Origin of the sequence: Streptomyces sp. NPDC004111 (assembly GCF_042874215.1) — a bacterium.
Lineage (GTDB): Bacteria > Actinomycetota > Actinomycetes > Streptomycetales > Streptomycetaceae > Streptomyces.
The window spans coordinates 223,824-243,587 of record NZ_JBIAMU010000015.1 but is presented as its reverse complement, the minus strand read 5'-3'; the positions used below and the strand labels follow the sequence as shown (position 1 = coordinate 243,587).

20 protein-coding genes are annotated in these 19,764 nt (G+C 72.6%); 9 read left to right on the top strand and 11 right to left on the bottom strand.

Annotated elements, in window-relative coordinates:
• Window positions 1-123 precede the first annotated feature (123 nt).
• Entirely contained in the window at window positions 124-906 is a 783-nt protein-coding gene (locus ACFYVL_RS28355; RefSeq protein ID WP_389249684.1) for an SLATT domain-containing protein, read from the bottom strand.
• 366 nt (window positions 907-1,272) lie between these two features.
• Between ACFYVL_RS28355 and ACFYVL_RS28350 the strand changes: the two genes are divergently transcribed.
• From ACFYVL_RS28350 to ACFYVL_RS28340, 3 genes are all read left to right on the top strand, one after another.
• Window positions 1,273-1,608: a YbaB/EbfC family nucleoid-associated protein gene (locus ACFYVL_RS28350; protein ID WP_389249682.1), complete on the top strand. Its 336-nt coding sequence runs from the start codon at window positions 1,273-1,275 to the stop codon at window positions 1,606-1,608.
• A gap of 115 nt (window positions 1,609-1,723) precedes the next feature.
• A complete protein-coding gene (gene recR, locus ACFYVL_RS28345; RefSeq protein ID WP_190087931.1) occupies window positions 1,724-2,323 on the top strand; it encodes a recombination mediator RecR in 600 nt (199 codons plus the stop codon).
• 1 nt (window position 2,324) lies between these two features.
• Entirely contained in the window at window positions 2,325-3,014 is a 690-nt protein-coding gene (locus tag ACFYVL_RS28340; RefSeq protein WP_389249796.1) for a DUF5063 domain-containing protein, read from the top strand.
• Window positions 3,015-3,024: 10 nt separating this feature from the next.
• Here the strand turns inward: ACFYVL_RS28340 and ACFYVL_RS28335 are convergent, their stop codons facing one another.
• A complete protein-coding gene (locus ACFYVL_RS28335) occupies window positions 3,025-3,696 on the bottom strand; it encodes a hypothetical protein (RefSeq protein ID WP_389249679.1) in 672 nt (223 codons plus the stop codon).
• A gap of 283 nt (window positions 3,697-3,979) precedes the next feature.
• Between ACFYVL_RS28335 and ACFYVL_RS28330 the strand changes: the two genes are divergently transcribed.
• The 4 genes from ACFYVL_RS28330 to ACFYVL_RS28315 all read left to right on the top strand — a co-directional run bounded on the left by ACFYVL_RS28330 (window position 3,980) and on the right by ACFYVL_RS28315 (window position 8,856).
• Complete coding sequence (locus tag ACFYVL_RS28330; protein WP_389249677.1) at window positions 3,980-5,251, top strand: aspartate kinase; 1,272 nt, start codon at window positions 3,980-3,982, stop codon at window positions 5,249-5,251.
• Window positions 5,248-6,309, top strand: coding sequence for an aspartate-semialdehyde dehydrogenase (locus tag ACFYVL_RS28325; protein WP_389249675.1), 1,062 nt, complete (start codon window positions 5,248-5,250; stop codon window positions 6,307-6,309). Before ACFYVL_RS28330 ends, ACFYVL_RS28325 begins: the two co-directional genes overlap by 4 nt.
• Before the next feature lie 367 nt (window positions 6,310-6,676).
• Window positions 6,677-7,375, top strand: a complete 699-nt coding sequence (locus ACFYVL_RS28320; protein ID WP_389249794.1) for a SigE family RNA polymerase sigma factor — start codon at window positions 6,677-6,679, stop codon at window positions 7,373-7,375.
• Between the two features lie 152 nt (window positions 7,376-7,527).
• Window positions 7,528-8,856, top strand: a complete 1,329-nt coding sequence (locus ACFYVL_RS28315; protein ID WP_389249673.1) for a hypothetical protein — start codon at window positions 7,528-7,530, stop codon at window positions 8,854-8,856.
• A 181-nt stretch (window positions 8,857-9,037) separates the two neighbouring features.
• Here ACFYVL_RS28315 and ACFYVL_RS28310 read toward each other — a convergent pair whose 3' ends face one another.
• Together ACFYVL_RS28310 and ACFYVL_RS28305 are read right to left on the bottom strand one after the other, a co-directional pair.
• Window positions 9,038-9,961 (bottom strand): SURF1 family protein, encoded by a 924-nt coding sequence (locus tag ACFYVL_RS28310; RefSeq protein WP_389249671.1) that lies wholly within the window; start codon window positions 9,959-9,961, stop codon window positions 9,038-9,040.
• A gap of 160 nt (window positions 9,962-10,121) precedes the next feature.
• Window positions 10,122-11,930 carry a prolyl oligopeptidase family serine peptidase gene (locus ACFYVL_RS28305; protein ID WP_389249668.1) on the bottom strand — a complete coding sequence of 603 codons (1,809 nt, stop codon included), beginning with the start codon at window positions 11,928-11,930 and terminating at the stop codon, window positions 10,122-10,124.
• A gap of 230 nt (window positions 11,931-12,160) precedes the next feature.
• On the opposite strand from ACFYVL_RS28305, the gene ACFYVL_RS28300 reads away from it, so the two are divergent.
• The gene (locus tag ACFYVL_RS28300; RefSeq protein WP_389249666.1) at window positions 12,161-12,631 is read left to right on the top strand and encodes a hypothetical protein; all 471 of its coding nucleotides are present in this window, start codon (window positions 12,161-12,163) and stop codon (window positions 12,629-12,631) included.
• On the opposite strand, the gene ACFYVL_RS28295 is transcribed toward ACFYVL_RS28300, so the two are convergent.
• Window positions 12,597-13,103, bottom strand: coding sequence for a histone deacetylase (locus ACFYVL_RS28295; RefSeq protein WP_389249664.1), 507 nt, complete (start codon window positions 13,101-13,103; stop codon window positions 12,597-12,599). The genes ACFYVL_RS28300 and ACFYVL_RS28295 overlap by 35 nt on opposite strands.
• Window positions 13,104-13,353: 250 nt before the next feature.
• Between ACFYVL_RS28295 and ACFYVL_RS28290 the strand changes: the two genes are divergently transcribed.
• On the top strand, window positions 13,354-14,160 hold the full coding sequence (locus ACFYVL_RS28290) for a hypothetical protein (protein ID WP_389249662.1): 807 nt from the start codon (window positions 13,354-13,356) through the stop codon (window positions 14,158-14,160).
• 114 nt (window positions 14,161-14,274) lie between these two features.
• On the opposite strand, the gene ACFYVL_RS28285 is transcribed toward ACFYVL_RS28290, so the two are convergent.
• The 6 genes from ACFYVL_RS28285 to ACFYVL_RS28260 all read right to left on the bottom strand — a co-directional run bounded on the left by ACFYVL_RS28285 (window position 14,275) and on the right by ACFYVL_RS28260 (window position 19,686).
• Window positions 14,275-15,027 (bottom strand): ANTAR domain-containing protein, encoded by a 753-nt coding sequence (locus ACFYVL_RS28285; protein WP_389249660.1) that lies wholly within the window; start codon window positions 15,025-15,027, stop codon window positions 14,275-14,277.
• 240 nt (window positions 15,028-15,267) lie between these two features.
• A complete protein-coding gene (locus ACFYVL_RS28280) occupies window positions 15,268-15,675 on the bottom strand; it encodes a helix-turn-helix transcriptional regulator (protein ID WP_389249658.1) in 408 nt (135 codons plus the stop codon).
• A 637-nt stretch (window positions 15,676-16,312) separates the two neighbouring features.
• Window positions 16,313-17,266: a helix-turn-helix domain-containing protein gene (locus ACFYVL_RS28275; RefSeq protein ID WP_389249656.1), complete on the bottom strand. Its 954-nt coding sequence runs from the start codon at window positions 17,264-17,266 to the stop codon at window positions 16,313-16,315.
• A 432-nt stretch (window positions 17,267-17,698) separates the two neighbouring features.
• Window positions 17,699-18,235: a hypothetical protein gene (locus ACFYVL_RS28270; protein ID WP_389249654.1), complete on the bottom strand. Its 537-nt coding sequence runs from the start codon at window positions 18,233-18,235 to the stop codon at window positions 17,699-17,701.
• Between the two features lie 168 nt (window positions 18,236-18,403).
• Window positions 18,404-18,970: a hypothetical protein gene (locus ACFYVL_RS28265; RefSeq protein ID WP_389249652.1), complete on the bottom strand. Its 567-nt coding sequence runs from the start codon at window positions 18,968-18,970 to the stop codon at window positions 18,404-18,406.
• A 266-nt stretch (window positions 18,971-19,236) separates the two neighbouring features.
• On the bottom strand, window positions 19,237-19,686 hold the full coding sequence (locus ACFYVL_RS28260) for a DoxX family membrane protein (protein ID WP_389249650.1): 450 nt from the start codon (window positions 19,684-19,686) through the stop codon (window positions 19,237-19,239).
• Window positions 19,687-19,764 lie beyond the last annotated feature (78 nt).

The following is a 19,764-nucleotide window of genomic DNA, read 5'->3' as shown; positions in this document are numbered from 1 at the left end:
CCCCCTTGGGCGGCGGGGCCGCCCCCCGGGGGCGGAACGGGCGGGCAAGGGGGCGGCCCCCGGCGGAGCCGCACGTACCCGCCCCGGACGCCCCCGGCGAACCCGCACACCCCCCACCCACCCCTACCGCGGCGGCTCCGGCGGCCTCTGCCGCGGCATGTTCGGCCGCGTCCCCGGCGGCAACGGCACCCTGCTCGGATGCCCCGAAGGCCCCTCCGGCCGGGCGGCCGGCGCCGCCCCCAGCGTCTGCATGACCAGCGGCGCCGGCCCCGACCGGAACTCCACCATCCAGTCCGTGGTCTCCACCCGGACCAGCTCCGTGACGTCCTCGGTGAACCTCCGCAGCACCGCGAGGCAACGTTCCGCCGCCTCGCTCGCCGTCCCCTCCGTCGGCCCGAGGATCTCCCGCACGCTCTCCGACGCCCAGTCGAACTGGAGCGCCGTCAGCCGCCGCTGCACCGCCTGCGCGGTCGCCATGTCCCGCATCCAGCCCGAGGTCAGCCCGAAGTAGCGGTCGCAGGCCACGCACGCCGCCCCGACCAGCAGCGCCAGGTACCCCCAGCCCGCCCCGCCCGGCACCGTCCCGGTCAGGTCGAGCAGCGGCAGCGCCGCGCCGGTCACCACGCCCACCGCGGCCCCCAGCCGCAGGGCCCGTGCGGTGCGGCGCTTCCAGCCCCGGTCGGCCAGGTACCAGCGGGCGGTCCGCAGCGCCCCCTCCTCGACCCACCGGTACAGCTCGTCCAGCCGCTCCGCGGGCTCGCCCCAGTCGCCGAGCGGGAAGGGCCGCCCGGTCAGGTCCTCGGCGTCCCAGCCCCACTCGTCACCGCCACCGGCGCCGGAAACTGGGCCGGAACCGGCGTCGTGCCGGGCCGGCGGCCCTTCGGGCTGCATCTCCGGCTGACTCACCGGGCACTCCTCTGCGTCTGGGACTTCTGGGACTGCTGAGCCGCGTGTACGGATCACGTGCAAGAGCCACGGACCGACCGCGTAACAGGAGGCGCGCACACCGCGTCGTCGGCCCGTCGGCAAACTGGCCCGTACGGGTGCGCTTGCCCTTCCTACCGCCGAATGGTGGGCCATGTGTCCGTTGTCCCGGTATTTCCCCCCGTAGGGGGGTCTTGATCAGGAGGTGGAGCCCCGGGACTCTCACTCGAAAGAGTCGCTCCGTACGGCATGGGGCACGCCGTCGGGCGACCACGTAGGCTCGGAAACACCCGACACCGAGATCCGACCGAGATCTCAGGACGATCCAGGACGACGAGGAGACATGCCGTGATTCCCGGTGGTGGCCAGCCCAACATGCAGCAGCTGCTCCAGCAGGCCCAGAAGATGCAGCAGGACCTCGCCAACGCGCAGGAGGAGCTCGCCAGGACCGAGGTCGACGGCACGGCCGGCGGCGGGCTGGTCAAGGCGACCGTCAACGGCTCCGGCGAACTGCGCGCCCTGGTGATCGACCCCAAGGCCGTCGACCCGGAGGACACCGAGACCCTCGCGGACCTCGTCGTCGCCGCCGTCCAGGCCGCGAACGAGAACGCGCAGACCCTCCAGCAGCAGAAGCTCGGCCCGCTCACCCAGGGCCTCGGCGGCATGCCCGGCCTGCCCTTCTGAGCGGTTTCCCGCCACCGGCGCGGGGAGCGGGGCCCGAAGCCCTTCTGTGCGGGCCCCCGCACCAACTACCGTACGTACCGAGCAGGACCGACCGAGAAGCAGAGAAGGCAAGCCGTTGTACGAAGGCGTGGTTCAGGACCTCATCGACGAGTTGGGCAGGCTGCCCGGCGTCGGTCCCAAGAGCGCGCAGCGGATCGCCTTCCACATCCTCCAGGCCGAGCCCACGGACGTACGGCGGCTCGCGCACGCCCTCCTTGAGGTGAAGGACAAGGTCCGCTTCTGCGCGGTGTGCGGGAACGTCGCGCAGGAGGAGCGGTGCAACATCTGCCGCGACCCGCGCCGCGACCCGGCCGTCATCTGTGTCGTGGAAGAGCCCAAGGACGTCGTCGCGATCGAGCGGACCCGGGAATTCCGGGGGCGCTACCACGTACTGGGCGGGGCCATCAGCCCCATCGAGGGCGTCGGCCCCGACGATCTGCGGATCCGCGAACTGCTCGCCCGTCTCGCGGACGGAACCGTCACCGAACTGATCCTGGCGACGGACCCGAACCTGGAGGGCGAGGCGACCGCCACGTACCTGGCCCGGATGATCAAGCCCATGGGTTTGAGAGTCACCCGGCTGGCCAGTGGTCTTCCTGTAGGGGGAGACCTTGAGTACGCCGACGAGGTCACGCTCGGGCGTGCCTTCGAGGGGAGACGATTGCTGGATGTCTGACATGACCGAAGCCACCGCGACCGCGCCCGGTCCGGACCTGGTGCCCGGCCGGGTGCCGGCGCAGGAACCGGATTCCTTCGCGGTCCAGATCGCCGACCAGATCGAGAGCTTCATCCTCACCGTCACCGAGGTGGCCAAGGGCGACGAGCCGGACAGCGCGGTGCCCTTCCTCCTGCTGGAGGTGTCCCAGCTGCTGCTCGCGGGCGGCCGGCTGGGCGCGCACGAGGACATCGTTCCCGACGAGCGCTACGAGCCCGACCTCGGCCCCGAGCCGGACGTCGACGACCTCCGCATCCGCTTCGCGCGCATGCTGGAGCCGATCGACGTGTACTCGGAGGTCTTCGACCCGTACGAGCCGCGCAAGGCACCGGTCGCCTGCCGCATCTCCGACGACCTCGCGGACGTCGTCACCGATCTGCGGCACGGCCTCGCGCACTACCGCGCGGGCCGCACCACCGAGGCGCTGTGGTGGTGGCAGTTCTCGTACTTCTCCAACTGGGGCTCCACCGCCTCGGCCACCCTGCGCGCGCTCCAGTCCCTGGTCGCCCACGTCCGCCTCGACCAGCCCCTCCAGGAGCTGGACGGACTGGACACCGACGAGGACCTGGCGGAGAGCGACCTGGAGGAGGAGGCGGGACGCGTGATGCTGGAGGAGATCGCGGGACCGCTGGGCATCCGCACCACCGGCTGACCGCGCGGGTTCAGCCGCGCGGCGGGCGCGGCCGGTCGCCGGTGAGCGGCAGGACCGGCTCGCCCGCCTCGACGCGCACCGCCAGTCCGGCGTCCTTGGTGAGCTGCTCGCGGAACTCCTTCGAGCGGGCGCCCGCCGGGCTGGTGGTGACCCTCAGCCCGGCGTCGTCCACGGCGACGACGTGGATCGGGAAGGGGTACGACGCCCAGTCCCGCAGCCGCTCCCGCGCCGCTTGGGTCTCGTGGCGCGCGTAGCGCCCCCGGTAGAGGTCCACCCGGGTCGTGTCGACGCCCGGATGCGCCTTCCCGGCCGCCGCCACCCACGCCTCGCCGCGTACCGGGTCCGTCACGCAGAGGGCGACCCGGCCCCTGGGGTGGTCCACGATCACCTTGCTGAAGATGTCGGCGTACGTGGTGTAGGGGGCGCCCTCGCGCTCGCGGAGCCCGAGGGCGGCGACGAGCGCGTTGGCCCCGGGGGTGTTCGCCCCGGCGGTGCCCCGGGCGGACGAGAGGCCGGGGGAGGGGCACGGCGGGGCGGTTCCGGGCTTGCCGGGTGCCTCGGTCCGGGGCTCGGGCAGCGGGTCGTCCGCGACGATCGCGGTGCCGCAGCCGGTGGTCAGCAGGACGAGCGCGCCGGCCGTGGCACAGCCGAGGGCGAGGCGGTCCGTACTCCAGCGGGACATGTGAACTCCCTTGTGTGCTGCGCGAGTTGGCCGTGTGACGCCGCGCTCCGCGAAAGGGTTCCGCCGTGCCGCGGGGGAGCCCCGCCGTCCGCTGCCCGGATGTGAGGCAGCACACCTTTCGCGTACCCCCGCCCGGCCGGGGCAGCATCCCGTTCGAGCAGGACGAGCGCCGGATACCGTCCGCCCCGTGAGCGGATCGTCTCGCGATGCGATACACACCCGGCGTGAACGTACTGCTCGTTAAACTGAGCCGACCGCAGTAATGACCTAACGAGGAGCGCACGTGGGCCTTGTCGTGCAGAAGTACGGAGGCTCCTCCGTCGCCGATGCCGAAGGCATCAAGCGTGTCGCCAAGCGAATCGTGGATGCCAAGAAGAACGGCCACCAGGTCGTTGTCGTGGTGTCGGCGATGGGTGACACGACGGATGAGCTGATCGACCTCGCCGGGCAGGTATCGCCGATCCCTGCCGGGCGCGAATTCGACATGCTGCTGACCGCAGGAGAGCGGATCTCCATGGCACTGCTTGCCATGGCGATCAAAAACCTGGGCCACGAGGCCCAGTCCTTCACGGGCAGCCAGGCCGGTGTCATCACCGACTCGGTCCACAACAAGGCGCGGATCATCGACGTCACCCCGGGCCGCATCCGGACCTCGATCGACGAGGGCAACATCGCCATCGTCGCCGGGTTCCAGGGCGTCAGCCAGGAGGGGAAGAACATCACGACCCTCGGTCGCGGTGGTTCCGACACGACGGCCGTCGCGCTGGCCGCCGCCCTCGACGCCGAGGTCTGCGAGATCTACACGGACGTGGACGGCGTGTTCACCGCCGACCCCCGTGTGGTGAAGAAGGCGAAGAAGATCGACTGGATCTCCTTCGAGGACATGCTGGAGCTGGCCGCGTCCGGCTCCAAGGTGCTGCTGCACCGCTGCGTGGAGTACGCACGCCGCTACAACATCCCGATCCACGTACGCTCGTCCTTCTCGGGCCTGCGCGGTACGTGGGTCAGCAACGAGCCGCAGGGAGATACGCAGGTGGAGCAGGCCATCATCTCGGGCGTCGCCCACGACGTCTCCGAGGCCAAGGTCACGGTCGTCGGGGTCCCGGACAAGCCGGGCGAGGCGGCGGCGATCTTCCGCGCCATCGCGGACGCCGAGATCAACATCGACATGGTCGTGCAGAACGTGTCCGCCGCCTCCACCGGGCTGACGGACATCTCCTTCACGCTGCCCAAGACCGAGGGCCGCAAGGCCACCGACGCGCTGGAGAAGGCGCGCGCGGCCATCGGCTACGACTCGCTGCGCTACGACGACCAGATCGGCAAGATCTCGCTGGTCGGCGCCGGTATGAAGACCAACCCGGGCGTCACCGCGGGCTTTTTCGAGGCGCTCAGCGACGCGGGCGTGAACATCGAGCTGATCTCGACCTCCGAGATCCGCATCTCGGTGGTCACCCGCGCCGACGACGTCAACGAGGCCGTGCGCGCGGTGCACACCGCCTTCGGACTCGACACGGACTCCGACGAGGCCGTGGTCTACGGAGGCACCGGCAGGTGACGAAGAAGCCGACGCTCGCGGTCGTCGGGGCGACCGGGGCGGTCGGCCGGGTCATGCTCCAGATCCTGTCGCAGCACGCCGACATCTGGGGCGAGATCCGACTCCTCGCGTCCCCGCGCGCGGCCGGCACCACGCTGGCCGTGCGCGGGCAGGACGTGGAGGTGCGGGCGCTCGACGAAGAGGCACTGGAGGGCGTGGACGTCGCCCTCTTCGACGTGCCCGACGAGGTGGCCGCGCAGTGGGCGCCGGTCGCCGTCGCGCGGGGCGCCGTCGTGGTGGACAACTCCGCGGCGTTCCGGCTGGACCCCGAGGTCCCGCTGGTGGTCCCCGAGGTCAACCCGCACTGTGTGCGCAACCGCGCGCGCGGCATCGTCGCCACCCCGAACTGCACCACCCTCTCGATGATCGTCGCGCTGGGCGCGCTGCACGCCGAGTTCGGCCTCGCCGAGCTGGTCGTCTCCTCGTACCAGGCGGCCAGCGGGGCCGGCCAGGCCGGCGTCGACACCCTGCGCGCGCAGCTCTCGCTGCTGGCGGCCGAACCCGGCGCGGGCACCGCCCCCGGCGGCGTACGGCGGGCCGTCGGCGACGACCTCGGCCCCTTCCCCGCGCCGCTCGCGCTGAACGTGGTGCCCTGGGTGGGCTCCGTGCAGGACGGCGGATGGTCGTCCGAGGAGCTGAAGGTCCGTGAAGAGTCCCGGAAGATTCTGGGACTGCCCGAGCTGCGGGTCACCGCGACCTGCGTACGCGTCCCCGTCATCAGCACCCACTCCGCCTCGGTGCACGCCCGCTTCGAGTCCGAGGTGAGCGTCGGACGGGCCCACGAGATCCTCGCCACCGCCCCTGGCGTGGTCCTTTTCGACGATCCGGCGGCCGGGGACTTCCCCACGCCCGCCGACGTGGTGGGCACCGATCCCACCTGGGTCGGCCGGGTCCGGCGCTCGATGGACGATCCGCAGGCCCTGGAACTCTTCGTCTGCGGCGACAATCTCCGCAAGGGATCTGCCCTGAATACGGTGCAGATCGGTGAATTGGTCGCCGCGGAACTCGCGGCCGACTAAGTGGAATTGTTTGTAGGATCTGTGAACACCCTGTGAGTGGGCGACGGGTCCCGTCCGTCCGCCGCGGGGTGTGATCGTGTTTGATTGATTGCCTCCGGCCTTGTGGGAACCGGGAGTTGGGTGGGGAGCGTCTCTGTCGTCGCCCTCGGACGAGGCCACGGCAAAATCGTGGCAATGGGGAGGGGCGGTTACGCATGGGGCGAATCGGTGATCCGAGCACACCGTCAAAAGCGGCGTCCTGCGCGTACAACCCTGACGGGGAGAAGCGTGTCCAACAGGCGTGGCAGCAGAGGTTCTCGACATCACGGCGGTCTCGCTGCGCGGCGCATCGGTGCGCCCGCGGCGTACGGCCCGCGCGCCCGGCGGAATGCCGGTGATCGCGCCCATGCCCGCGGCCCGGCCTGCCCGGACGGCGGCGCAGCCCTCCGTGGCGCCCGCGTCCCCGGGCACCGCCCCGGACACGGTCCCGGCCCCGGGCGCTCCCGCCGCGGAGCACCCGGCACGGCTTCCGGCGCAGCCTTCCGCGACGTACGGTCCCTCGCTCGTGGCCGCTGAGGAGACGACCCTCGCCGAGGGCACGACGGTCGACCACCTGACCGAGACCTACCGGGCGCACTACCGCTCGCTGCTCGGCCTCGCGGCGCTCCTGCTCGACGACACCGCCTCCTGCGAGGACGTCGTGCAGGAGGCCTTCATCCGCGTGCACAGCGCGCGCGGACGGGTCCGCGAGCCGGAGAAGACCCTGGCGTACCTGCGGCAGACGGTCGTGAACCTGTCCCGCTCGGCGCTGCGCCGCCGCATCCTGGGCCTCAAGCTGCTGTCCAAGCCGATGCCGGACATGGCGAGCGCCGAGGAGGGCGCGTACGTCAGCCTGGAGCGGGACGCGCTCATCAAGGCGATGCGCGGGCTCCAGCGGCGCCAGCGCGAGGTGCTGAGCCTGCGCTACTTCGCGGACATGACCGAGGCGCAGGTCGCCGAGACGCTCGGAATATCCCTGGGCTCGGTGAAGGCGTACGGTTCACGCGGGATCGCGGCGCTGCGCGTCGCGATGGAGGCGACCGCATGAGCACGGGCAGGAACGGGCCCGGCCGCGACCGCCGTGGCCGCGACGGGCACGGACGCGAAGGACATGGGCGCGACGGCCGTGGCGAGGGCCACACGCGCCACGGGTGGCGCGGCCCGGACGGGCCGCGAAACGACCGGACTGGGAACGGGATTGTGAACGACGGGTGCAACGGGCGCGAGGAGCGCCACGGGCGCGGTAACCCGCCGGGAGACGGGAACGGCCCGGTCCGGGGCGGCCCGGCGGGCGGTTCCCCGTACGGGCCCGGCGGGGCGGACAACACCGTCCCGGGCGGCCCCTTCGGGCACGGCGCCGGGTCCGGCGCCGGTGCCTCCGTACCCGGCCCCGGCGGTCCGGCCGCCGGCCCCGTTCCCGACGGCCCCGCGCTCAGCCCCGACGAGCTGGCCGTCCGCCGGTTGATGCAGGGCGCGGTGGAGGGCCTGACGCCCTCCGACGGCGCCCTGGACCACCTGCGCAGAGCCGTCCCGGTCCGACGGGCCAGGCGACGGCAGGCGGTGGTCGGAATGGCCGCCGCCGTACTGCTGATAGGCACCGCGGTCCCGGCCTTCCTGCACGTGTCGAACTCCGGCGACTCCACCACCGCCCACCCCGCCAACGCGGGCCACGCCGAGACCTCCAAGGGCACCGACGGCGACTCGCCGGACGCCGGCACCGACGGCGGCTCCCGCGGCACGGGCAGCGACCCCGAGGACAGGACCCCGGGGAAGTCGCCCGGCCAGGACCCGGAGGACAAGCAGAAGGAGTCCGAGGCGGGCAGCCCCGACGCGGGCCAGGGCGGCACCGGCGGCGGCACGGGCGGCAAGAGCTCGGGCCAGGGCGCGTACGAGCAGATCAGCGGCGAGCCGCCGAAGCCCGCCTGCGACGGGGGCCAGCTGAAGGTCGTCAAGGCGGTCTCCGGCACCCCGGACGCCAAGGGCCGCGTCTACGGCACCTTCCGCATCGCCAACAAGTCCGGCTCGGAATGCGCGGTACCGGGCGAGGGGCGGATGAACTTCCAGGCGATGGGCGCGGCCGACCAGTCGCGCATCAAGGTCGTCGACCACACCTCCGGCGACCCGGCGGACGGCCTGCCCGACCCGGCGAAGGAGGCGCGCGCCCTGGTGCTGCCCCCGGACGCGGCGTACGAGGTGCAGTTCGCCTGGGTCCCCCAGGACACCTGCCCCACGGGCGGCGCCTCCCCGGACCCCACGCCCACCAGCGGCACCGGGGACACCGGCGGGCAGGCGACGGGCGGCGGCACCCCGGGCGGCGACGGCGGCGGCAAGGTCCCCGAACCGGACCCCGGCGTCGGTACGGACTCGACGGGTACGGCCCCGCAGCTCGGCACGGCCGACGGCGACCCGGCGGACGGCAAGGTCGCGGTGTCCCACACGGCGGAACCGGGCGCCCCGAGCGCGGAGACCACGATCCCCAACGCCTGCGCGGGCACGATCTACCGAACGGGCGTCCTGGACGCACCCTGAGGAACGCGCCGACGGAAGCGGCTGCCGGCCGGGGTGCGGCGGGCGGTCGTGCGGGGCGGGTGCCGCGCACGGAGGGGCTCGGCGGACGGTCGTGCCGGACGCGCGTCCCGGACGGAGCGGTGCACCGGGTGGTCGTTCCGCACGGGTGCCGCGCACGGAGGGGTTCAGCGGACGGACGGGTTCAGCGGGTGGTCGTGCCGGACGTGTCCCGGGCCGCTTCGTCGGGCCTGCCCGTCGTCGCCACCGCGTCCGCGTCCGCCGCGGTCGTTCCGGTCCCCGCGGGCTTCGGGCTCTCCGCCGGTCCGGCGTCCTGCGACGGTTCCGGGGACGGGGACCCGGCGTCCTCCGCCGTGATTCCCAGCTCCAGGTCGCGAGCCGCCTCCGCCTCGCGTCGCATCAGCCGGAACCACATGAAGAGCACGAACCCGGCGAAGACGAACCACTCGCCGGTGTAGCCCAGGTTCTGGAACGCCTTCAGGTCGAGTCCGCTGCCCTGCGGCGCCACCGCGGGCACCGGCTTCAGGCCGCTCTCGCCACTGCTCTGGGTGATCCACGCGTCCTGGACCGGGTACGGGACGAGGTTGACGAGCGTCGCGGAACTGATGATGCCGACCTGGCCCTCGGGCAGTCCGCCGGAGGCGTTCACACCGGAGGTCCTGGCGTTCTCGGGGGCCTGGAGCGCACCGGTGACGGTGACCTCGCCGGCGGGCACGGGCGGCGGGATGGCCTTGCGCGCGTCGCCCGGGGCCCAGCCCCGTACGACCGGCAGCGCCTTGCCGCCCGCGGCCCGGGTCTTGAGCATGGCGAGGACGTAGTACCCCTGCTTGTCGTCGAGGGTCCGGCCCGGCACCAGGAACTGCTCGCCGTACCGCCCGGACGCCTTCGCCTGCCTGCCCGAGGTCTCGGTGGAGACCGGCAGCAGCTCGTCCAGCTCCACCGCCGCCTGCTTCGTGGCGTCGGGGGCCGCCTCCGCGCTGCGGTGCGAGTCGACCCGGTCCTCGAAACGGCCCAGCTGCCAGGACCCCATGAACACGCAGAAGGGGATGGCGAGCACGACGAAGAGGTTGATCCCCCACCAGCGCGGAGTCAGCAGAAACCGGTACACGCCCCCACGGTACGTTCCCGCGCCGCCCCGCCGAAGGGCGGGGCGGCACTTGGAACGCGCGCACCGCGCGCACCGCGCGCACCGCGCGCACCGCGCGCACCGGGAACGCGCGCCGAGCCCGCCCGCGCTCCCGGGCCCGCCCCGCGCCCCGGCCCACGGATCAGCCCAGGTGCCTCCGTACGAAATCGATCTCCAGGGCGACCTGCTTGATCCGCTCCTCCACCACCAGCGACCCGTGCCCGGCGTCGTAGCGGTACACCTCGTGCACCGCGTCCCGCGCGACCAGCCGCTCGACGTAGTTGTCGATCTGCCGGATCGGGCACCGGGGGTCGTTGACGCCCGCCGAGATGTACACCGGAGCCCGCACCGAGTCGACGTACGTCAGCGGCGACGAGGCCGCGAACCGCTCCGGGACCTCCTCGGGAGTGCCGCCGAGCAGCGTCCGGTCCATCGCCTTCAGCGCCTCCATCTCGTCCTCGTACGCCGTGACGTAGTCGGCCACCGGTACGGCCGCCAGGCCCAGCGCCCAGGCCTCCGGCTGCACGCCGAGCCCGAGCAGCGTCAGATAGCCGCCCCACGAGCCGCCGGACAGCACGATCCGCTCCGGGTCGGCGAGCCCGGAGGACACCGCCCACTCCCGGACCGCCGCGATGTCCTCCAGCTCGATGAGGCCGACGCGGTGCTTGAGGGCGTCCGTCCACTCCCGGCCGTAGCCGGTGGAGCCCCGGTAGTTGACCCGCACCACCGCGTAGCCGTGGTCGACCCAGGCCGCCGGGCCCGCCGCGAACGAGTCGCTGTCGTGCCAGGTCGGCCCGCCGTGGATCTCGAAGATCGTCGGGAACGGGCCCTCGCCCCCGGCCGGCTTCTGCACCAGCGCGTGGATGCGCCCGGCCGGACCGTCCACCCACACGGTCTCCACCGGCACGGACTCCGGCGCCCTGGCCCCGGGCGGGTCGAGCACCACACCGCCGCCGGTGGAGCGCACCGCGGACGGCTGCGCGGCCGACGACCACAGGTACTCGATGGTCCCGTCGGGCCTGGCGGTGGCCCCCGAGACCGAACCGGCGGGCGTCTCCACCCTGGTCAGCGCGCGGGCCCCGATGTCGTACCGCCACAGCTCGCTGCGTGCCTCGAAGCTGTGCCCGATGAGCAGCGCCGAACCGTCCGGGTACCAGTCGGCACTGACGTCGCCGGGCAGGTCGATCGCCAGCTCCGTCTCCGTACCGGCGACCGGGTCCCAGATCATCGGCTCCCAGCGACCGCGCCGCTGGTGCCCCACCAGCAGCCGGCTGTCCCCGGCCACCGGGGCGAAGCCGAGGACGTCCAGCCCCAGCTCCTTCGTGCCGCCCTTGGTGTCGTCCAGCTCGGCGACGGTCGACCCGTCGGTCCGCACCACGCGCAGCGCCGAGTGCATGGCGTCGCCGTGCTCGGTGTGCTCGACGGCGATCAGGGTGCTGTCGTACGACAGGTCACCGACCCCGCCGGACTCCCGGTGCCGGTAGATCTCCACCGGCGCCTCCGCGCCCGGCAGCACCACGTGCACGGTCGAGCCGTCCTCGTCGGTGGACCGCCCCACCACGGCGGTCCCGTCCCGCCCCAGCGCGAGCCCGGCCGGGTACGACGGCTCCAGACCGGGGACCGCGGTGACGTCGTCGCCGCCGCCGAACGGCTGCCGCCGCCACACCCCGAACTCGTCGCCGTCGGTGTCGTCGAACCACCAGATGTCCCGGCCGTCCGGGGTCAGCACACCGTCCGTGGTCCCGTTCGGGCGGTCGGTGACCTGGCGCTGGGCCCCGGTGGCCCGGTCCCAGGCGTACAGCTCGTAGGTGCCCGTCGCGTTGGACACGAACAGGGCGTGGTCGGGGGCCTCGTCGGCCCAGTCGGGCAGGGACACCCGCGGGGCGCGGAAGCGCTGCTCCCACACGGGCACGGTGGTCCGGTCGGTGCCGTCGTCATCTCGATTGCTCATGGCTCCATCAAAGCCGATGGGTACGACGGACATTCCCCGCCTGTGGACAACGAGGCGCGGGAGGGTCCCCGGGCGCCGGGTTGTCCACAGGCACCGCGCCCCGGCCGAGCGCGGCCGGGCGGTCCGCGGCGCACGCCGGCGCCTCTCCCGGGCAGCCCTCCGCCGCACGGCGGAGCGGGATCCTCCCGCCGCAGGAGGGCTGCCCCACGACCCGTTCCTAGCCTCGGAACATGGGAATCGACCGGACCCGCCAACCCCGCTGGCCCGCCCGCGCGCTGGCCGCACTCTTCCTCCTGTACGGCCTGGGCAAGGCCGTCTTCGCGGCCCAGGGAAAGCTCGGCTTCCCGGGCGGCCCCACGGTGCCCGCCGAGGAGTACGCGACCTACGCGGCCGACATGATGGACGTCACAGCCGCCCAGTGGCTGGCCGCCTCGAACGGCCTGGCGGGAGCCCTGCTCTTCCTCGTCGCCGCCTCCTCGATGGCCCGGCGGATCCCCCGTCCCGTCCTGCTCCCGGCGCTGGCCGTCGCCTCGGTGGGCATCGGCGCGGGCATGGTGGTCCTGGTCGCCGACGGCCTCCTCGGCCTGGGCGTGGGCTGGCGCTGGTACCACGCGCTGCTGGGGCTCACCGTGCTCGCCCTGCTGGCACTGGCGCTCCGCTCGTACCTCAGGACCGTGCGCCGTGCCCCAGCAGCTCCCTGACCGCGCGCTCGCTCCAGGTGCCCGCGGCCCCCGGACAGTTCGCCAGGTACGCCGCGACCGACCCGGCGTCCCAGGCCCCGGCGGCGAGCAGGCCACCGGCCAGGTACGCCAGGTACCCGGCCGCCGGAGCGTTCAGCTCCGCCTCGGCCACGGACCACGGGGCGGTGAACGTCAGCAGCGGATGCCCGGACAGCTCCCCGGGGCACACCAGGGTCTCGTACCGCCCCTCGCCCTGTACGGACCGCCCCCGCGCGAGCACCTCGCGGAGGTCGAGGTCGGGGCCCTCGCCCGGCTCCCGGTACATCTCCTGCGCCGCGATGTCGGAGAACTGGGCGACGGTCACCAGCCGTGCGCGGGCCAGTGCCCGCCCCGGGGCGTCCGGGTCGTAGAAGGCCCGGCCGCCGCCCGACCACACCGGCGACCGGGTGGCGAAGTACACCGTCCCGGGCAGTTCCACGGCGACGGAGGCCACCGGCGCACTGCGGTCCCGGCAGCCCGGATACGTCCGTGCCGCCCCCTCGGGCCGGCCGCCCCGGAGATACGAAGCCAGCCGCTCCGTATGCGTGTTGGACCCGTAGGCCACGTACCAGACCCGCCGCACCGCCCCGGTGCCTCCCCCCCCGTCCGACCGCTCGGGGGATTGTCGGTCCCCCGCACTAACGTGCCCACCACAAGAGCCCGTTGACCACGAACGCGCCCCGAACCGCCCACGAGGAGCCACGATGCCCGGAGGAACGACCGCGCAGCCCGCCGAGGACCCGCAGACCCCGGCCCCGGAGTACGCGGACCTGGTGCGGGAGACCACCCTCCTCAACCCGGAACCCGGCGAACCCGGCGTCGCCGAGAGCTCGCTGGGCGGCGAACTGCTGTGGCCCGCGGCCGAACCGTGGCCGTACTGCGCCCAGGACGACCACTGGACGTACGGGACCGACCTGCGCAACCACACCCCGATCGTCCCCGGCGAGGTGCCGATGGTGCCGGTGCTCCAGCTGTACGCCCGGGACGTCCCCGGGCTGGAGTTCCCGGCGGGCAAGGACGTACTGCAACTCCTGTGGTGCGCCCTGACGCACGAGCAGGACCCCGGCCCGGTAATGCCGCGGCTGTACTGGCGCAATGAGGCCGAGGTGCTGGCGGGAGGGGTGCTCAGCCCGCACCCCGAGGCGACCGAGGGCCAGTACGACGAGGACAACATGCCCACCCCGTCCACGCTGTCCCCGGCCACCGCACAGGACCACCCGAGCGGGTTCGACCTGCCCGAGGGGATGCGGGGGAGCGGCCTGCCCGGCCCCCGCCCCGCGGCGGACGGCTTCGAGTGGCTCCCCGACGCCCATGTCGTCGCCACCAAGGTCGGCGGCTGGCCGGCCTGGACGCAGCCCGCCCAGTGGCCGGACTGCGACGCGGGACACCGGATGGAGCACCTCCTCACCCTCACCGGCGACATCCAGCTGGGCGACTGCGGCGGCGTCTACTTCTTCCTCTGCCGTGCGTGCCCCGGCCTCCCGTGGGACTGGCGCTTCGACTGCCACTGATGCCACCGGCGGCAACGCGCCCCCCGGGCCGGGGGCACGTTGCCGAGGGGCACCGGCCTGCCGGTGCGGCGCCGCGTCGTCGGGGGACCCTTCCCTGCCGGTTCGGCGCCGCGGTCAAGGCCCGGCCCGCCGTACCGGAACGCGGAGTTCGGCCGGCACGGCCCCCCGCGCGACACGTACGGCGAGGTCGTGCAGCTTCTCCTGGCGGGCCCGCGCGTGGGCGCGCAGCCGGGCGAAGGCCTCCTCCACACCGATGCCGAGCCGGGCCGCCAGCGCCCCCTTTGCCTGTTCGATGACGACGCGGGTCCGCAGGGCGTTCTGCAACTGTTCCACGACCTCGTCCCTGGAACGCAGCAGCAGCCGGTACTGGAGCCAGGCCCCGGCGGCGTCGGCGAGCACCTGCGCCAGCCGCAGGTCCGGCGCGCTCGGCACCGCGCTGCCGTCGCCCAGCAGGTTGACGGAGCCGACCGTGTGGGCGCCGACCCTCAGCGGCACGGCGGCGACACCGGTGATGCCGGCCCGCAGCGCCTCCGGCGCGAAACGGGGCCAGCGCCGCAGCCCCGGACTCCCGGGGCCGAGCGCGAGGGGGGCGAGGGTGGCACCGGCCCGGGTGCTGTCCAGACAGGGGCCCTCGTCCAGGGCGAGCTGGAGTTCCACCAGCCGTCGGCAGACCTCGTCGCTGGCGGTGAGGTAGTCCACCTGCCCCGCCGCGTTCAGGACCGTCGCCCCCGCCGCGCGCACCCCCACCAGGGACACCACGTACGAGGTGAGGTCGTGCAGGAGGTCCGGGGCGTCGTACCCGTAGGTGCGGGTGGCCATGTCGAGAACCGCCTCGGCGACCAGTACCTCGCGGTCCGTGGTGTGCATCGAACGTTCCTCGATCCTGAGGGGGTGGGGCGTGGGGCGTGGGGCGTGGGGTCTGAGGGGGGTGCGGGGTCCGAGGGGCGTGGGGGAGTCCCCCGTCCGGCCCGGAACCCAGTCAAGACCGGTCCGGCGACGCCCGGCCATGCGGGAAACGCAGCGGTCGGCGTGCCGGCTGCGCGCGACGCGCGCCCGGCGTGGCCCGGCTGCCTCTTATCGGGCCCGCGATGGCCGCTCCCGCGCCGGTCAGGGGCCGTTCCGGTGCAGGGTCTCGTGCGGAAGGCAGCCGTAGACGCCGCGGTAGACGGAAGCGAACCTGCCCGGCTGGAAGAAGCCCCACCGCGCGGCGACGGCGGTGACGGTGGTTTCGGAGCCGGCACCGGCCGCCACCAGCTCGGCGTGCGCGTGGGCCAGCCGCACCCGGCGTACGTAGCCCATGGGCGTGGTGTCCAGGTGCCGCCGGAAGGCGCACTGCACGGTACGGACGCTGACGTGCGCGGACTCGGCGATGTCGGCCACGCTCAGGTCCGTGTGGGCGTGCTCCTCGATGTGGGCGATGGCCCGGCGCAGAATCACCGGGCGGGCGTCGTCGCACCCGTCGCCCGGGAAACCGGTCGGCACACGGTACGGGAAGGCCCTCAGCACGGTCGCCACCGGGCAGCGTGGGAGGGGCGCCACGAGCAGCGGCCGACCCCGCGGGACCGGGAGACGGCGACTGCCGATGGTGTGTGACTCCTCCCCTCCGGCCACGGACGGGACGGCCCGCCCACCGGTGAGCCGCCCCCGTGCGACACGTCAGCCGGGGGCGGGGTACGCCCGCCGGGCGAGCAACTCCGCCGCGCGCAGGACGAGTCGGGCGCGGCCTCCTCGTAAGGCACCCGGACGAGGCCGCTCCCGGACACGGACGTCGCACCGCACGGACCGTTCTCCAGCTGATCCAGTTGATCTTGTGCACGGACACGCCCGAGCAACACCGGCCACCGGAACGCCGGACCGACGACCAAAGCCGTCCGCCCCCACCCCCACTCCCATCCCCCTTCCCCTTCCCCTTCCCCTCCCCCTTCGCTTTTCGTACCTGTCGGGCCGAAGACGGCGCTCACACTTCTAGCCAACTCGCTTACGGCACAACAGAATTCGAAGGGTCCGGCAATGACGGACTCGTCGGCCCAGACCCCGCCGACGACGCGGCGAACGGACCGGGCCCCGCCATGACGCGCACCGGCCGGCGGGCCCGGACGGTACGCGCACCCCGGACGCCCGATCCCGCGCCGAAGGTCGTTGCCCACCGCCCTCACCCCGTACGGCGGTCCCGCAGGGCGTCGCTCGGTGGTCTGCCGAACTCCTGGCGGTAGAGGGCGGAGAACCGGCCGGGGCTGGAGAAGCCCCACTGCGCGGCGACACCGGTGACGGTCACCCCGTCCCCGCGGACGGCGTCGTACAGCTGCTCGTGCGCGTGGTGCAGCCGTACGTGCCGCAGATAACGCATGGGCGTGGTGTCCAGGTGGCGCCGGAAGGCGAGCTGGACGGCGCGCACGGAGACGCGGGCCGCCGCGGCGATGTCGGTGACGGTGAGGTCCCGGTGCGGGTTGGCCTCGATGAAGGCGACCGCACGGTGCACCGTGGCCGGATGGGCGTCGCGCCGGTCCTCGATCGTCGGCTCGGTCAGCGCGGTGTTCGGGAATGCCGTCAGCGTGGCCGCGGCGAGCAGCCGCGCGGCCTGCGCCCCTACCAGCGGGCCGCTGACGGTCCGGGAACTGGTGACCAGGGTGCGGACCATCGCGACGGTACGGGCCCACTGCGCGCCGGCCAGCGGCGAGTACGGCCGGTTGCCGACGATCGACACCGGCCCCCGCACCCCGGGCCCGTTCTGCGCGACCTCCCCGAGCAGTTTGGGTTCGAGGAAGGTGAAGTCGGCGTCGAGGTCCCGGATGCTCCCGCTGAACGACACGTCGGGCTGGGCCACCAGATAGACGGAACCCTGCCGGCAGCGCAGCTCGTCCCGCCCGAACCGGTAGCCGACCCGCCCACCGTGCACATGCCCGAAGCACAGCGTCTGCAACGGCTCGCACTCCACGTCCAGGTGCATCCGAAAGGTCATCCGGTCCGTCCGGGCCCGCCCGAGCTGCTCCTGCACGACGCGCAGCAGATGCTGGTCACCCCGTGCGCTGAGCCGCGTCGAGGTGTACTGCTCCCGGAAGAACTCGCTGACGACCTCCAGGTCCGTGACCTCGAACGTCTGCGCCATGGCCCGCTCCCACCCCCGCCACCACCGACCGGAACCCACCACCCGCCCCGATCCCGTGACTCCGGCTTACCACCGCACCCGCCACCCCTGCACACAATCCGACCCACCGAACCCCAACGCGCCCCCACTCAGCCAAAGAGCGCCGCAACACCACCCCCTGAGCGCGGGTCCACCCAACGAACGCCGCCCCGTACACCAAGAGCCCTTCCCGCCCAACAAGCACCGCCCCGGGGGGGGTGCACCGGAACAGCCACCCAACGCACACGACAACAGACGAGGCCCCCACCGAATCCGGTGAGGGCCTCGCCTGCTGTGTTGGCTGTCGGGGTGGCGGGATCTGAACCCACGACCTCTTCGTCCCGAACGAAGCCCCGGCACTCCTCCGACCTGGTGATTTCCCGCTTCTCCGGGAGGTAGGCGGTCCCGGGCCGGTCAGAGATGCATCATCGACATGAGTTCAGCGCTCCGCACACCGGTCGACACCGCGGGGACCTCTTGGCCCGGCTTCACCCATCCCGCTGCGACGGCGGAGGCCACAGCCGCCTTCTCGTCCGCATCCGCCCCAGCATTCAACGCTTCGTCCTCGCCCTTGGCTGCTGCCGTGGCGGCAGCGCCCGCGGACTGCGAGGCCTTGACAGCGGCGCGGCAGGCAGCAGCAGAGGGCTCGCTGTCGCCGTCACAGAGCTGGGCCGCCTGGGCGGCCTGGGCCGCGGCAGCGGCGGAGTTCCTCGCGCACCGGGAGTCCGCCGCAGGATCGGGAGCGGACTCGGCGAGCACGGCGAGTGCCTGGGCGGAGACCCGCGCCGCGTTACCGGCCTTCCAGACGATCTGCTCCTTCGTCATACCGCCCTCGCCCGGCTCACTCGGGGCGTGCTGCTCGACGTAATGACACACAGCCGTCGCCCTGGCCGCAGCGCTCGCGGCGCGAGCGGCATGCTGTTCGCGGAGGGAAGTAGGCAGAGTGACCATCCCCGACTCCTCAGAAGAGGGCCCTGGGGTCTGTGAGTCATCCCGCTGGTCACCGTTTCCGACGTGCTCGCTCATGGCCATCTCCTTGCCTGACAGGGTGATGGAGCGCCCATCGTGGGGGCGTCGGGCAGGGTGACACGTCAGGCGCCAACAGACCAGAGCAACCGCTCAGGAAGCGGTGTCCTCGTTACGTCGAGCGGGAGGGAGCAGGAGGTCCCGCTGAGGGTGCCTCTCGCCCTTGACGCTGCCCTTGACGCCGAGGTCGACCCGAGCGGCCTCATGGAACTCGTTGATCTCGTTGAACACGGCTCGGTTCACGCTGCGCCAGTCGTCCAACGTCCCTTCGGTCTTGCCTTGCGCCTGCCAGTCGACCTTCAGCGCCGCGGCCGACAACTGATGTGCGGCTTCGACGACATCGTCACCGCCAAGGAGCATGACCCGCTCGAAGGCGCGCCCCCGGGACCGGACGAGCTCGATCAACTCAAGGTTCAGCTCCGTTTGGGACTTCGGGCTGGAACGTATGCGGGTGGTGTCCTCGTACAGCTCGACGGACAGGTAGATGCATGCCCGAACGGAGTCGACGAAGGTCTCGTACGCGGTGAGCTTCGAGGTGTCCCAACGGGTCAGCAGCGCATGCTTGTTGCGCGTGCGCTCCATCATGTAGGTCGTTGCGTACGTGGTGAGTGCGCCGAGGAGCACCGCGGCAATCGTGATGAGCTGTTCGCCGGTCTCCACCAGTCCCCCAGGTGTGGCCCACTCCTAAAAATGACTGGGTGATCGTATGGGGGAGGGCCGGACCGATGTGGGTGAATGCTGAAACAGAGGGGGTCAGGGTCCGTCACACGGCATTCATCGAGGTCAGCGACATGCCGTGACGCTGTGACAGCTGTGACGCCCCCATCTGTTTCAGCACCTCCCCACCGCTTCCCTCGGAGGGGGACGTTGGCCTGACTGACATCGGTCCAGTGGACGAATCTGCTCCCCGGCCCACGGCCCATTCGCTACAGAAACAGGCCGAAGGCCTTGTCCACTGACCAGACCTGCCAGGACATGGCGAGAAGGCCCACGATCGAGATCAGGGCCATCATCAGATTCTGCCCCTGCTCCCCCCAGTCGTGGATCATCAGCACCAGATAGATCAGATTCAGGATCAGGCCGCAGACCAGCGCGATCGGCGTCAGGAAGCCAACGATCAGCCCGAGTCCGAGGGCGAGTTCCGCGTAGGCGACGAGGTAGGCCATCAGGCGCGGGCGCGGCTTCACGATCCGGTCGAAGCCGCGGCGGACGAACGGCCAGCGGTGGTCGGCGGCGATCCCCTCCGCCCATCCGATGCCCCCGCCGGCGAACCAGGTCTTCTTGTCCTTGTGCCGCCAGCTCTCCAGCCACCACAGGCCGAGGCCGATACGTAGCACTGCCAGCCACTCGGCCCCGCTGAGCCAGATCGTCTCCACCTCGTGCCCCTCGCTCCCGCTAGAACTGATGGTGCGTCAGTTCAGCGGAGGTGGCGCAATACCGCAAGAGGGCGAGTT